Genomic DNA, 14,151 nt, shown 5'->3' on the forward strand with positions numbered 1-14,151 from the left:
TGCAAGCACGAGAAGGCTCGTCCTGCGCAGCTTGCCGCAGGCATCTTCCAACAACGTCCCTTTAGCGAGTCTCGTCATGGTCGCTCCCCAGACAGCTTTGGACAAAAGACTGCTCACCACAGGCACCGACGTGGAGTTGGCCTGCGCCAAGCCCGGCTATGAAAATGAGAGGAAGTCCGCAGCTTCAAACTGCCGCAGTAAACGTATCCGCGGGTTGTGACGCCCGCGTGAAACATTTTGAAACACGGCGCGTATGCTGCTGTGCTGCAAGCCGTCGGACCAACAAGAGAGAGCAAGAAAGAGAGAGCAAGAAAGAGGGAGCAAGAAAGAGGGAGCAAGAAAGAGGGAGAGAGAGAGAAAGAGAGAGGAGAGAGAAAAAAACCAGCAGCGTGATCTGTGGCGGTGACGTGATCGGGACTCGTGCAGCGCATTTCCTCTATCGCCGCGTCATCGACGTCATCATCGCGGAGCCTGGCTCAAGGCAGGCCGTGGTCTGGCCTGAGAAGATTGCCGAAGGCTAGCCGAAGTTTTCGAGCTTCGTGAAGCTGTCGCAGTAATGCCTGGCGCCGGGCGGCCGGCTTGGTCCTAAACGCCCCATCCCTGTTGAAGGCCAGTCGTCTACCGCGATGGACCTTCGCTTTGTGCAGAACGGAACTGGCGCATTGGCAAAGAAGGACCCATCCTGCGATCTTGCGGTTAGTCCCGAGGGGGCCGGAGGAGCCAGATGGACGACCGATCAAGACAACCCGATGGCCTGATGCAGGATGACGGCTTCGTCCGGGTGCGAGGCGCGCGGGAGCACAACCTCAGGAACGTCGATGTTCGCATTCCCCGCAACGCCCTCGTCGTGTTCACGGGCGTGTCGGGATCGGGGAAATCCTCGCTCGCCTTTGGAACGATCTACGCCGAGGCGCAACGTCGATATCTGGAATCGGTGTCACCTTACGCGCGGCGGCTGTTCCACCAGATGCAGATCCCTGAAGTCGACGACATCGAGGGCCTGCCGCCCGCCGTGGCGCTCCAGCAACAGCGCGGCGCGCCGACGACGAGGTCGTCCGTCGGCAGCGTGACGACCATCTCGAACCTGCTCAGGATGCTCTATTCGCGGGCCGGCGATTATCCGCGCGGACAACCGATGCTCTATGCGGAATCGTTCTCCCCGAATACGCCGGAAGGCGCCTGCCCGACCTGTCACGGCATCGGCAGGATGCTCGACGTCACCGAGAAGTCGATGGTGCCCGACGACAGCAAAACCATCCGCGAGCGCGCCGTCGCGGCCTGGCCGACTGCCTGGCAGGGGCAGAACTTAAGGGACATCCTGACGACGCTCGGTTACGACGTCGACAAACCCTGGCGCGAACTGCCCAGGAAGGATCGCGACTGGATCCTGTTCACCGAGGAGCAGCCGACCGTTCCGGTCTATGCCGGTTACGACGGCGCCGAGGTCAAACGGGCGCTGCGCCGCAAGGAGGAAGCGAGCTACCAGGGCACGTTCACCGGCGCAAAGCGCTACGTGATGCAGACCTACGCCAAGTCCGAGAGTGCGATGATGAAGCGCCGCGTCGCGCAGTACATGATCACCCAGGACTGCCCAACCTGCCATGGCACGCGGCTGAAGCCCGAGGCGCTGAAGGTCAAGTTCGCCGGTCTCAATATCGCGGAGATGTCGCATTTGCCGCTCAAGCAGTTGCAGGAGTTGATGCAGCCGTTCGCGACGACAAATGGTGCATCGGAGAAGGTCGTCGTCGCCAGGCGCATCTGCGAGGATCTTTCGGCGCGACTGGCCGTCCTGCTCGACCTCGGCCTCGGCTATCTTGCCTGCGAACGCAGCACGCCCACGCTGTCGCCGGGCGAGTTGCAGCGGCTGCGACTTGCGACACAGGTCCGCTCGAACTTGTTCGGCGTCGTCTACGTGCTCGACGAGCCATCCGCGGGTTTGCATCCCGCCGACACCGAGGCCTTGCTGCGGGCGCTGGACCGGCTGAAGCACGCGGGCAACTCGATCTTCGTGGTCGAGCACGAGATCGAGGTGATCAGGCATGCCGACTGGCTGGTGGATGTCGGGCCCGACGCCGGCGAAGGCGGCGGACTGATCCTCTATAGTGGGCCGCCCGCAGGGCTCGGCAAGGTTGAGCAATCGCGCACCGCCCATTATCTCGCGCATCCACGAAAGCCGCTGCCGACGGTCCGACGCGAGCCGAAGGGACATCTGAAAGTTAAAGGCGTGGCCCGCAACAATCTTCGCGGCCTCGACGTCGATATCCCGCTGGGCGTCCTCGCCAGCGTCACCGGCGTCTCGGGGTCCGGCAAATCGAGCCTGATCAGCCAATTCCTCGTCGATGCCGTGGCCGGGCATCTCGGCCATACACTGGCTGCCGATACCGAGGACGATAGCCTGGCTCCCGCGGTCGAGACATTGGGCGGCAAGATCGTTGCGGGCCTGGACCAGATCAATCGCCTCGTCGTGGTCGATCAGAAGCCGATCGGCCGCACGCCGCGATCCAACCTAGCGACCTATACCGGCCTGTTCGACCATGTCCGAAAACTGTTCGCGGCAACGCCGCAGGCAAAGTCCCGCCGCTACGATGCCGGGCGCTTCTCCTTCAATGTCGCGAAAGGCCGATGCAGCACCTGCGCGGGCGAGGGTTTTGTCTGCGTCGAGCTTCTGTTCCTGCCGAGCGTTTATGCGCCTTGCCCGACCTGCAAGGGGGCGCGTTATAACGACAAGACGCTCGAGGTGAAGATCCGCGGAAACTCCATCGCGGACGTGCTGGCGATGCGCGTCGACGAGGCCTTCGAATTCTTCCGCGAAGATCCGACACTGAACAGGTCGCTTTCGGTCGTCCGCGAGGTCGGCCTCGGCTATATTCGCCTCGGCCAGTCCGCAACCGAATTGTCCGGTGGCGAAGCCCAGCGGATCAAGCTCGCGACCGAGCTCATGCGGCCACAACGTGGTCACACGCTCTATGTCCTGGACGAGCCGACCACCGGGCTGCATCCACGGGATGTCGAGCGGTTGATCGCCCAGCTCGAGCGGATCGTGGATGCCGGCAACAGCGTGGTTGTGGTCGAGCATGACATGGACGTCGTCTCTCACAGCGACTGGATCATCGACCTCGGCCCCGGCGCCGGCGACGAGGGCGGCAATATCGTCGCGTCGGGGACACCGCGAGAGGTCGCAAAGGCCGGCGGGAAGACTGCGGGCTATCTTGCACGGCGCTTGAAGCAGTAACGCGCAGCCACGTCCCCACTCATCTCGCAATTGCGTTCTTCGCCGTGGGGGACAGACTCAGACTTTCGCCATGTTGACTTTCCGTCGTCCCGTTCCCCATACTTCGCAGAAGAATAACAAGACAAAACAACAGACGGTTTTGAGGGAGGATAGGATGCCCACTTCACGCAGGCAGCTGCTGAAGACCTCGGCGGCTGCCGCCGCCGCACTCAGCCTCGATTGGACACGGGCCCAAGCGCAAGCCGAGAATTTGCGCATCGGCCTGATCTACGACCTCACCGGCCCGTTCGCCGCCGGTGGCTCTGTCGCCTCCTCGGTCGGCGCGCAGATCGCCATCGACCTCGTCAACGAAAAGGGCGGCATCGGCGGCAAGACCAAAATCGTGCCTGTGGCCGCCGACTCCCAGAGCAAGGCCGACGTCGCGATCAACGAGGCCGAGCGGCTGATCAGCCAGGAAAAGATCGACATCATCAACGGCGTCTATTCCAGCGCGCATGCGGTGCCGATGGCGGCGAAGGTCGAGCAGCAGAAGAAGATCCTCTGGATCACGACCGCGGTCTCGACCGCCGTGTTCAAGGACAAGAACCTGCAATACGTGTTTCGCGCGCAGATCCATTCCGATCAATATGGCCAGGCGTTTGCGGGCTTCCTCGCCGAGCACGCCAAGGCCAAGCTCGGCATGGAGCCGGGTGACGTGAAGGTCGCATTGATCCACGAGGACGGCCCTTACGGTGTCGGCGTCGCTGCAGCCGACGAGGCCTATGCCAAGCAGGCCGGCATCCAGGTCGCGATGCGCGAGGGCTACTCGGCGTCCGCGCCCGACCTCTCGGTGCTCGTGACCAAGCTCAAGCGCGCCAAGGTCGACGTGATCTCGCATGCCGGCTACAACCCCGATATCACGCTGTTCCTGCGCCAGGCCCGCGAGAGCGGCCTGCGCTTCAAGATGCTGTTCGGCGCCGGTGCCGGCTACAGCCAGCTCGACAAGCTGCGCGCGACCTTCGGTCCCGACATCGATAATTTCTGCAACATCGATCCGGTGCCCGCGCAGCTGCTCGATCCCGCCAAGCTGGCGCCAGGCATCGGCGATCTCACCAAGACCATGGTCACGCGCTACCAGGCCAAGACCGGCGCCACCGACGTGCCGCCGCACTGCTCGATGGGCTTCAACCAGACCTGGGTGCTGCTCAACAACGTGCTGCCGGTCGCCAAGGAGAAGTACGGCAGCTTCGAGCCGGAGGCGATTCGCAAAGCCGCGCTCGACGTCGACATTCCCGCCGGCGGCACTATTCAGGGTTATGGCGTAAAGTTCTTCCCGCCGGGCACGCCGATGTCGGGCCAGAACGAGCGTTCGACCCCGGTGGTGATGCAGAATGCAGGCGAGCACATCTCGGTGGTCTGGCCGACGAACATCAGGACGCAAGACCCGGTGTTCCCGCTGCCCAAGGGTTCGACTTACGGGGTGTAGGCGATGACGGCGCGCGCTTGCCCCTCATGGTGAGCGCTCGCCAAACCGGCGAAGCAGGTGAACGGTTCTCGTGACGCGAGCACCTCTCACCCCTTATTTCGCGGAGACATTCCGTCATCCGGTGCTGTTTTCCCCAACGTCATTTCGTTTCACGCTGTTTTCACGCCTTAATTCGGTTCTTCACCGACTATCATCGTGAAGGACCGGCTTGCATTGCGGAGCCGTCCAGCAGAGATCAAAAATTTCAGGATCGTGAATTCCAACGATTGGGGGTGCCAATGCCCGCCATACTCGAATTGCTCTACAAGGAATTTTGTCGCGCTCGGCTTGCTGAAATGCGCAAGCAACTTCTGCTCACGGGCAAGCATCCCGAACTCCTGCAGGCCGGTGACGATCCAGAAGACGTAAGCGGGATGGACCCGCAGCACGAAGCAGAAATGAAACGCGCCAGGAGATAACTCGGCGATGAGCGCGCGGGCGTCCCCTACAACACCACCCTCCGTCCCTCCTCCGCCGCCCAATAGCCGGCGTAGTTCACCTTGATCGTCTCATAGGCCAGCGCGAGGTCCGACAGCGGCTGCCGCCCGGTCGCCGCGCATTCCATGAAGTCCTGGATCTCCTGCAGATAGCCGCGCGTCCATTCCTCCTCGAGGCAGACATATTGCCAGCCGGTTTTACGGTCGACCTTTTCGGTGATGTAGACGCTGGCGAGCTTTTCCTCGGAGGTCTGGTAGCTCATCAGATGATTGTTCGGCGTGATGTTGGCGAACAGCGAGCCGCCACTGGTGTAGGTCTCGATCAGATTGCGCACGCCGCCCATGATCATATCGCCGGAGAACACAGTCGCCTTGGTGCCGTCGGAGAAGGTGGCGGTGAGCGTGCCCCAGTCCTCGACATCGACCGGATTGGCCTTGATGTAGGTGCGCTCCTCCGGCTTGAGAACTGCTGTGACATTGCCGACGTCACCCGTGACGCTGGCGACGCGGATGGTCTCGCCGCGCGCCTTGGCCTCGACCTGCTTCAGATAAAGCACCGCCGAGAGCGGATGGCAGCCCATGCGGATCAGCGAGCCGCCGCCGGTCATCGCCCATTGCGCGGCATGCGCCGCATGCGAGCCGGAATGGCTCTCCTCGCCCTTCATGAACAGGATTTTGTCTTTCGTCGCCTTAATGATCTCCGCGGTCTTGGTCACCGCCGGCGCGTAGATCCAGTCCTCGGCATACATGAAGAGTTTTCCGGTGCGCTCGATCGCGGCCCGTGTTGCGTCCATCTCTTCCAGCACGCGCTGATACATCAGCGCCTTTGGCACGTGCTGGCCGATCGGCTGTTTGTCACCCTCACGGCCGAAATAGCCGGCAAACGGCTTTTCGCAGATCACGTGCTTGCCGGCCTGCATGCTGGCGACGATCATTTCGGCATGGAGGTTGGGCGGCGTGCAGATGTCGATGACATCGAGCTCGCGGTCTGCGATCAGCTCAGTGAGGCTGCGATAGACCCGCGGAATCCCGTGGCAGGCGGCAAATTCGACGACGTGGTCGCCGCGCGCGGCGACCGCCGCGACCTCGACGTCCACGCCATAGACGCGCCGAAACGCATACATGTGCAGCTCCGACACGAAGCCGCAGCCGATGAGCCCCACCCTGATTTTGGCCATAGTGCCCCCTTGCCTTGGGCGGCACTATAGCGTGCTGGCAGGCCTATTCCACCGAGACCCGCACCACGCCGGCGCTCATCATGCCGAGCGCGCGTGCGGCGGGAACGGAGAGGTCAACGATACGGCCGCGGATGAAGGGGCCGCGATCGTTGACGCGGCATTGGATCGTGCGCCCGCTATAGGACACTTTGAGCACACTGCCGAACGCGCGCGTCCGGTGGGCGCAGGTCAATTCCCCTTTGCCGGCCTTTCCATAGCCGTAATACGAGGCAAGCCCGTTTTCGGCATGTGCAGTAGAAAGAGTAGGAATCAGGAAAGCCGTTAGACAAAAGAATAGTATCGGCTGCGCTTGCACCGCACCGCTCCCGGTTGGCCCTGCCCGGCGCTGCAAACGCCAGCTTGTTCCCTTAAGTTCCTGGAACTGGCCACGCGGATCCCAGCGGGGCCATCACACATTGTTACTGTTTGTGAAAGACCAGTGTCCGGACCTCGATGCTTTCGCGCGGAGCCGCATCCGCTGGCGTGGTCGGATCGACGAAGGCGGTGTGCGGCCCGAAGCGGGTGCGGCCGTCGGTTGCGGAATCATAGCACTTGAGCAGCAGCGCCTCGTCCGGCGTCATCTCCGGGAAATAGAACCAGCGATGGTTCGGATTGTATTTCACTGAATAGGTCTCGCCGCGGCGGTTGGGATAAATCAAATCGGAGGCGATGAGATCGTCCGGCGAGACCGTAGTGCCGTCGGCCATCGCCAGCGGTGAATCGCGCAAGGGACCGCGGATCGGCCGCCAGAGGTTGATGACCTGCACGCGGCCTTTCAGAAGCTCCTCGGCCTCGTCAGGCAGGTGCTCGCGCACACGGTTGGCGCCGGAGATTGCGGTCTGGTCGACATGGACGCGCGTTGCCGGCTGACGCGGACCGCCGTCGCGAATGTCGGCCGCACCCTCGACGCGCCGGCGCACGGTATGGTCGAAGATGACAACGCGGTCGGCCTTCAGCGTCGCGCGCAGGAACGCTTCGACGGCGGGGTAGTAAACCGCCTTGATTTCTTCGTCGTTGTAGAAGTCCTTTACCTGGTTTGGATGGCGCACCAGCGCAAAGCCCTCGCGATCGAGCGAGATATTGTTCGCGATCAGGCGCGCATCGAAGATCGGCACCTGATGCGGCTCCGGCAGCGATGTGCTCTTGGGCTCGCCCGGCGGCGGGTCGAAGGCGTAGGTGCGCGGCTTGCCGGAAACCGGCGCGAGATAGTTGAGTTCGGCAGTGACGAAGGGAAGCGACTCGATTTTTGTTTCTTGCAGGCCCATGGCAGGTCTCCCGATGTGATCGTCCGAATGATTTTTGACGGGGTGGAACGCGCTGCAAGGGGCGGATGGAAATAGCAATGGGGGTGTTGTCGTTGATCGGAAGCGAAGAAGGAAACTGTCGAAACAGGCGATCGTTCTGGAAATGCTCTCCTCGCCTCACGTGCACTTGAGCGATCCGTGAGATTTCGTGCCCCGGACGCAGCGCAGCGCTTCTTCAGCGGTGCGCTGCAGAGCCGGGGCCCATCTCACCGAGAGAAACCTGTGCGACATGGGTCCCGGCTCTGCGGCGCAGCGTTGCACGCTGCGCCGCGTCCGGGACACGAGAGGTGCGCTACAATCCCGCCTTTGCAATCGCGTCCGAGAACGAGCGATCGACGATCTCGGCGGCATCGAGCTTCTGCTTGATCAGGCCCCAGCGGAAATAGAGCTCGACCGTGCTCTGCTCGTCCGCGACCACACCGTCGTCGATCGGCGCGATGCGGATTTTTGCCCGCGACAGCCAGTTTTGCGGTACGGCGGTCGGGATGTTCATCAGCTTGCCCCAGGTCGCGGCGTAGCTGTCGATGTTGTTCAGGGACCATGCCCGCGCCGCGGTGAGGCGCCGGATGAAGTCGGTCAGCTCCGCGCGCTTGTCGCGGATGGCGTCGGGCCGCGCCACCTGAAAGCTCAGACCCGGCGTCAGGCCTTCCGAGGTGATGACGCGTCGCGATTTGAACAGCACCTCCTCCTGGCTGACATAGGGCTCCCAGGTCGACCAGGCATCGACAGAGCCTTGTGTGTAGGCGATCTTGCCATCCGAGGGCGCGAGAAACGCGATCTGCACGTCGCTGGCGCTCCAGCCGTTCTTCTCGAGCGCGGCGAGGATCAATTGATGGCCGATAGAGCCGCGGCCGGTCGCGATCTTCTTGCCGCGCAGATCGGCGAACTTCTTGATCGGCGAGTTTTCGGGCACGAGGATCGCGAGCCCCTCGCGCGTCTGCCGGATCGCGGCGATCGCCTTCACCGGCGCCCCTGAGGCGGCAGCGAAGGTAAAGGGAGCATCGCCAACGAGGCCGGTCTCAATGGCACCGGCGCTCAGCGCTTCCAGCAGCGGTGCAGCCGCCGGGAACTCCTTCCACTCGATCTTGTACGGAATGTCCTTGAGGACGCCGGCGGCTTCCATCACCGCCTGCGAATTGCCCTTCTGGTCGCCGACGCGCAAGGTGGTTTGCGCCGCTGCCAGCTCGAACGAACCGAACAGCAGCGCGCCAGCCAGCAAGAGGCGGATCATTCCGCTGCCTCGCCGCGAACGGCCTGACGCTTGGCAACCAGCTCGCGCGTCAGCGGGATCAGCTCGCGGCCGTATTCGATGGCATCCGGGAGCGGATCGAAGCCGCGGATCAGGAAGTGGCTGACGCCGAGTTCGTAATAATCGGCAAACACCTCGGCGACCTGCTCGGGCGTACCGACCAGAGCGGTGGTGTTGCTGTTGGCGCCGGTGAGTTTGGCGATCTCGGTCCACAGTCGCTTGTCGATGCGCGCGCCCTGGTCGGCCGCCGCCAGCAGTCTCTTGGCGCCCTCGGTCGCGTGATTGGGCCGGCGATAGCCGGTCTGGTCCTGAAGCGCAGTGGCGCGTTCGAGGATCCCTTCGGCCTTCTTCCAGGCCTTCTCCTCGGTGTCGGCGAGGATCGGCCGCACGGAGAGGCTGAAGCGCGGGCTCGGACGCCCGTGCTTCGCGGCCGCCGCACGAACGCGCGCGGTGACATCGCGCACCTGCGCGTAGGATTCGCCCCACAGCGCAAAGGTGTCGGCATGCTTGCCCGAGACCTCGATCGCGGCATCGGAGCCGCCGCCGACGAAGGTGTAGATGCCGCCCTTCTGCAGCGGCTTCACCTGCGAGAAGCCGTTCTCGACATTGTAGTACTTGCCGCTGTAGTTGAACGGCTTCTCGCTCGTCCATTCCAGCCGCACGATGTCAAGAAACTCGCTGGTGCGGGCGTAGCGCTCGTCCTTGTCGTCGAGCGTGTTGCCGTCCTGCCTGAGCTCGATGGCGTTGCCGCCGGTGATGACGTGCAGCGAGACGCGGCCCTCATAAAGCTGGTCGAGCGTGGCGAGCTGGCGGGCGAGCAGGGTCGGCGCCGTAAAGCCCGGACGCTGCGCAATCATCACCTTGAGCTTCCTGGTGATGGTCAGCACGTGCTGGGCGATCTGGAGCGCGTCCGGCGTGGTCGAATGGAACGCCAGCAACGCGCGGTCAAAACCGGCGAGCTCGTGCGCCTTCGCCACCGTCTCGATATAGGTTGGGTCGAGCACCGGCCCCTGGCGCACGATGGTCTCGGAAGCATTGCTGTTCGCGATAAAGCCGATGAACTCGACCGACATGGTCTTCTCCCTGATGATTTGGCGGAAACCTAAAGTCCCAATGCGGCACGGCCGAGGCTGGTGCGCGTGGAATCGTCCTGCGGCGTGTGCACCCTGCCGCACAGGACATCGCGATAGTGCCGCTCCAGCGGATTGGTGCGGGAGAGGCCGTGATTGCCGGTGAGCGACAGCGCGTCCTCGACCACGGCAACGGCATTGTTGGTGACGGTCAGCTTGATGACGTTGGATTCCCCCGGGGACAGCTCGACGCCATCGTCGAAATCCCCGGCGAAGGAAGCAAGCAGCCGCGCATTGACTGCGAGACGGGCCTCGATGGCGCCGACGATCTCCTGCGCGCGCGGCAAAGTCGCCAGCGGCGCGCCGAGGCTGGCGGGCACGCGCTGCTTCAGGAACGCGACCAGCCAGTCGCGCGCAGCTCGCGCGACACCGTCGTAGATCGCGGCAACGAAGACGGTGTGAACGGTCGCCTGCGCAACGTCGGGCGCGCGCCACTCCGCAGGCTTGCGGACATCGACCTCGGAATCCAGCGGAATGACGACGTCGTCGAAGATGACGTCGTGGCTGCCGCTGGCACGCAAGCCGTGATGATCCCAGGTCTCGACGATGCGCGTGCCCGACAGGCCGGCCGGTACCAGGAACTGTCCGACCCGCGGCTCGGCTTCGTCCGTCCGCGCCCAGACCAGATACCATTTCAGGATCGGCGAACCCGTCGAATAGATCTTGTGGCCGGTCAGGCGCCAGCCGGTCTCGGTGCGCCGTGCGATCGTCGCCGGCAAGCCGCCACGCGCAGGCGAGCCGAGCTCCGGCTCGACACGCAGCGCATTGATCAGCGCAAGGCCCTCGACACTCTCGCGCGCGAGCTTGCGCGACAGCCGGGCCGGCCAGGTCGGGCTCCGCGCCATCACCAGATGGTTGATGTAGTGCATCGACAGCACCAGCGCGGTCGATGGATCGGCCTTGCCGATGACGCCGAGGACGCGCGCGGTGTACCGTGCGCCCGCACCCGCCCCACCATGAACCGCCGGCACCGCCAGCGACAGCAAGCCCGCCTCGGAGAGTTCGCGAAAATTCTCGAAGGGGAAGCTGCTGGTGCGGTCATGTTCCGCCGCACGCGCGGCAAAGCCTTCGGCCAATGCCTCGGCGCGTGCGATGTAGTCGGGTTCGCTATGGGCCGTCCGGCCCTGGGCTGCGGATATCACCATGTCGCGTCCAACCCCAACAAGCCAAGAATTTGGCGGCGCAGATCGGCCAGATAAGGATCGCCGCGGTGGCGCGGATAGGGCCGGTCGACGCGGATGTCGGCCTTGACCCGTGCCGGCCGGTCGCTGAACACGATGACGCGGTTGGCCAGCACCAGCGCTTCCTCGGCGTCGTGCGTCACCAGCAGCGTGGTAAAACCCTTGCGTTGCCAGAGCGAGACGAGCTCGGCCTGCATGCTGATGCGGGTCAGCGAGTCGAGCTTGCCGAGCGGCTCGTCGAGGATGAGGATCTTGGGATCGTTGACCAGCGCACGCGCCAACGCGACGCGCTGCGCCATTCCGCCAGAAAGCTGGTGCGGATAGGCGGTGCGGAAGTCCGACAACCCGACGAGATCGAGCGCGGCGTCGACGCAGTGACGCTGGCTCTTCAAAACGCCCTGCGCCTCCAGCCCGAGCGCGACATTGTCCCAGACCGTGCGCCAGGGAAACAGGGTCGGATCCTGGAACACGACCACGCGGGAAGGATGCGGCCGGGTGATGCGCGCCTCGTCCTCGCGCAGCGTTCCGGACCGCGGCTTGTCCAGGCCGGCAACGAGACGCAGCAAGGTCGACTTGCCGCAGCCGGAGGGGCCGAGCAGCGCAACGAACTCGCCAGGCTCGACGGAGATGCTGACGTCGCTGAGCACCGGCAGCTCGGCACTGTCGATGTCGAAGGCGTGGCTGACCTGCTCGATGTCGAGCGCCGCGCCAGCGGCCGGGTGAGCGTCGATTTCGGCCAGTGCAGTTGCGGCTACCATTTGACGGTCCCCTTCTGCCAGACCAGCAGGCGGTCGCGGATCGAAAACAGCAGCGTGATCGCGCCGGAGCAGAGCAGCGACGTCACGATCAGCGCCGCATACATGTTGGCGTAGGCGGCCCAGCCCTGCGCCCATTGCAGGTACCAGCCGAGCCCGGCCTTGACGCCGATCATCTCGGCGACGACCAGCACGGCAAAGGACGAGCCGAGCCCCATGAACAGGCCGACGAAAACGTGCGGCAACGCCGCGGGGATCGCGACCTTCAGCACCAGGAAGGACGGCTTTGCCCCCAACGTCCGCGCGACGTCGTAATAGGCATTGCTGACGCTTGCCACGCCCGACCAGGTCAGCACGGTGACGGGAAAGCCCGTCGCCAGTGCGATCAGGAAGGTCGAGGCGCTCCAGCTCGACGGGAAGGTGAAGAAGGCGATCGGCAGCCAAGCGGTCGCCGGCAGCGGGCCGATGAAGCGCAGCACCGGATGCACCCAATAGCCGACCGCGCGCGACCAGCCGATCGAGACGCCGGTCAGGAAGCCGACCGTCGCGCCGATCAGATAGCCGCCCAATTGGAGCTTGACCGAAGCGAACACGCTATCGAGCAGCTTTGGCAGATCGTCGGTATAGACCTCGATGATCGATTGCGGCGGCGGGAAGAACGGCAATGGCAGCCAGGCGAATTTCGCGGTGGCGACTTCCCACAGCGTCAGGAACGCGCCGAGCGCGACGAGCCAGGGCGCCCGCTGGCGCAAGCCGCGGCCTGCGGAGCCGAGATAGTCGGCGCCGACGGTTCCGAACAGCGCGATCGCCGCGATGACGAGCGCGGCAATGCCGAGCGAATGCGTCCGCGACCAATCGCCGACATCCTCCCACCACAGGCAGGACAGGCCGAAGGCGATCCACGCGACGCTGGCGAGAATGCCGACCCCGGATTCACGGACCCAGCTCGCGAGCAGCGGCGCGCGCGCAACGCGCGGCGGGCCGGATGCAAGGCCGTCAGACAGCGAATACGTCGACATAGATGCGCTCCGCAAATTTGGCCGTGTCGGTGCTCTGCTTGAAGACCTGCACGCTCTTGAGATCGTCGGCATAGGCTTTCAGCTCGCGCTTCAGCACCTCGCCGACGGGATGATGGTGGTGGGTGTGGTAACGCACCATGCCCTCGATATCGGCGAGCGATGCCGTCTTCGGTGCGTAGGGCTGGAACGACTTCGCCGTCACGATCGGATTCTGCGCCGTGAACATCGCGGCATCGAGCAGCGCCTGCGTGAGGGCGCGTGCGACTTGCGGCTCCTCCCGCACGAGGCTGCCGCGCAGGCCGAGGATGCAGCAGCTCTTGTCGCGATATTCGCCGTCGAGATTGGAGGCGACCTCCTTGTACTGGCTGTCCTTGAGCCAGAGATAGCCGAGCGGGTCGGAGGACAGGAAGGCCTGCACCTCGCCCTTCTCGACGGCCACATTGAGCAGGTTGCCGGGATAGGCGCGCCAGTCGACGTCCTTGTTGGGATCGATTCCGAGCTTGGCGAGCTGGACCGAGAAGAAATTCTTGTCGGGGCCGCCGAGATCGCCGACCGCGACGATCTTGCCCTTGAGATCGGCGAGCTTGCTCACGCTGGAGTCGGCGCGGGTCAGGACGCGCATGCAGGCGCCATGGGTGCCGGCGGCGATCTTGACGTCAAAGCCCTGCTCCAGCGGCTTCAGCCAGCGCAGCGCCATGCCGAGACCGGCATCGCTCTTTCCGGTCGCAATCGCTTCGAGCAACTGGTCGGTCGAGCCGGAATAGTTGATGAGCTCGACGTCGAGATTGTGCTTCTGGAAGAAGCCGTGCTCGATGGCGACCGGCACCGGGGCAAGGCAGACCGCGCCGGCGTTCCACGACAGCTTCAGCTTGCGCGGCGCGCCGGTGAGCGGGGACGCGTCGGAGGTCGTCCGGCACAGCGGAAACTCGGAGAAGTCGACGCCGGGCGCCGCAATCCCGCGCGGCGCGAAAGCCTGCGCGCCCAACGCGCCGAGCGGCGCGGCGAATGCCGCCGCGAGGCCCGCCTGGAGCAAATGGCGCCGGTCCAGCCGCCATCCGCCGTGCTTGTCGTCGTCGCTCATCCGTTCCCACTCCTGCGCTGGCACGGCTCCGCGGTCTGCACA

Annotated in this window: 12 protein-coding genes; 3 read left to right on the forward strand and 9 right to left on the reverse strand. The window is 64.3% G+C overall.

Features of this window, described 5'->3' with window-relative positions; genetic code table 11:
• The first annotated feature begins 724 nt into the window (after positions 1–724).
• From uvrA to IVB31_RS26045, 3 genes are all read left to right on the forward strand, one after another.
• Positions 725–3,232 (forward strand): excinuclease ABC subunit UvrA, encoded by a 2,508-nt coding sequence (gene uvrA / locus IVB31_RS26035; RefSeq protein ID WP_247329535.1) that lies wholly within the window; start codon positions 725–727, stop codon positions 3,230–3,232.
• Between the two features lie 154 nt (positions 3,233–3,386).
• Entirely contained in the window at positions 3,387–4,697 is a 1,311-nt protein-coding gene (locus tag IVB31_RS26040; protein ID WP_247329538.1) for an ABC transporter substrate-binding protein, read from the forward strand.
• Between the two features lie 278 nt (positions 4,698–4,975).
• The gene (locus IVB31_RS26045; protein WP_247329540.1) at positions 4,976–5,155 is read left to right on the forward strand and encodes a hypothetical protein; all 180 of its coding nucleotides are present in this window, start codon (positions 4,976–4,978) and stop codon (positions 5,153–5,155) included.
• A gap of 26 nt (positions 5,156–5,181) precedes the next feature.
• On the opposite strand, the gene IVB31_RS26050 is transcribed toward IVB31_RS26045, so the two are convergent.
• From IVB31_RS26050 to IVB31_RS26090, 9 genes are all read right to left on the reverse strand, one after another.
• On the reverse strand, positions 5,182–6,351 hold the full coding sequence (locus tag IVB31_RS26050) for a Gfo/Idh/MocA family oxidoreductase (RefSeq protein WP_247329543.1): 1,170 nt from the start codon (positions 6,349–6,351) through the stop codon (positions 5,182–5,184).
• A 43-nt stretch (positions 6,352–6,394) separates the two neighbouring features.
• Positions 6,395–6,706, reverse strand: coding sequence for a septal ring lytic transglycosylase RlpA family protein (locus IVB31_RS26055; RefSeq protein WP_247329546.1), 312 nt, complete (start codon positions 6,704–6,706; stop codon positions 6,395–6,397).
• 103 nt (positions 6,707–6,809) lie between these two features.
• Positions 6,810–7,655 (reverse strand): CmcJ/NvfI family oxidoreductase, encoded by an 846-nt coding sequence (locus IVB31_RS26060; protein ID WP_247329549.1) that lies wholly within the window; start codon positions 7,653–7,655, stop codon positions 6,810–6,812.
• 331 nt (positions 7,656–7,986) lie between these two features.
• Entirely contained in the window at positions 7,987–8,925 is a 939-nt protein-coding gene (locus tag IVB31_RS26065; protein ID WP_247329552.1) for an ABC transporter substrate-binding protein, read from the reverse strand.
• A complete protein-coding gene (locus IVB31_RS26070; RefSeq protein ID WP_247329555.1) occupies positions 8,922–10,016 on the reverse strand; it encodes an LLM class flavin-dependent oxidoreductase in 1,095 nt (364 codons plus the stop codon). The genes IVB31_RS26065 and IVB31_RS26070 overlap by 4 nt, the downstream gene beginning before the upstream one ends.
• Before the next feature lie 29 nt (positions 10,017–10,045).
• Positions 10,046–11,218 carry an acyl-CoA dehydrogenase family protein gene (locus tag IVB31_RS26075; protein WP_247329558.1) on the reverse strand — a complete coding sequence of 391 codons (1,173 nt, stop codon included), beginning with the start codon at positions 11,216–11,218 and terminating at the stop codon, positions 10,046–10,048.
• Positions 11,212–12,012, reverse strand: a complete 801-nt coding sequence (locus IVB31_RS26080; protein WP_247329560.1) for an ABC transporter ATP-binding protein — start codon at positions 12,010–12,012, stop codon at positions 11,212–11,214. The genes IVB31_RS26075 and IVB31_RS26080 overlap by 7 nt, the downstream gene beginning before the upstream one ends.
• The gene (locus IVB31_RS26085) at positions 12,006–13,028 is read right to left on the reverse strand and encodes an ABC transporter permease subunit (protein ID WP_247329562.1); all 1,023 of its coding nucleotides are present in this window, start codon (positions 13,026–13,028) and stop codon (positions 12,006–12,008) included. The genes IVB31_RS26080 and IVB31_RS26085 overlap by 7 nt, the downstream gene beginning before the upstream one ends.
• Entirely contained in the window at positions 13,006–14,109 is a 1,104-nt protein-coding gene (locus IVB31_RS26090; RefSeq protein ID WP_247329565.1) for an ABC transporter substrate-binding protein, read from the reverse strand. The genes IVB31_RS26085 and IVB31_RS26090 overlap by 23 nt, the downstream gene beginning before the upstream one ends.
• Between the last annotated feature and the right edge of the window lie 42 nt (positions 14,110–14,151).

The organism is Bradyrhizobium sp. 21 (assembly GCF_023073335.1).
Lineage (GTDB): Bacteria > Pseudomonadota > Alphaproteobacteria > Rhizobiales > Xanthobacteraceae > Bradyrhizobium.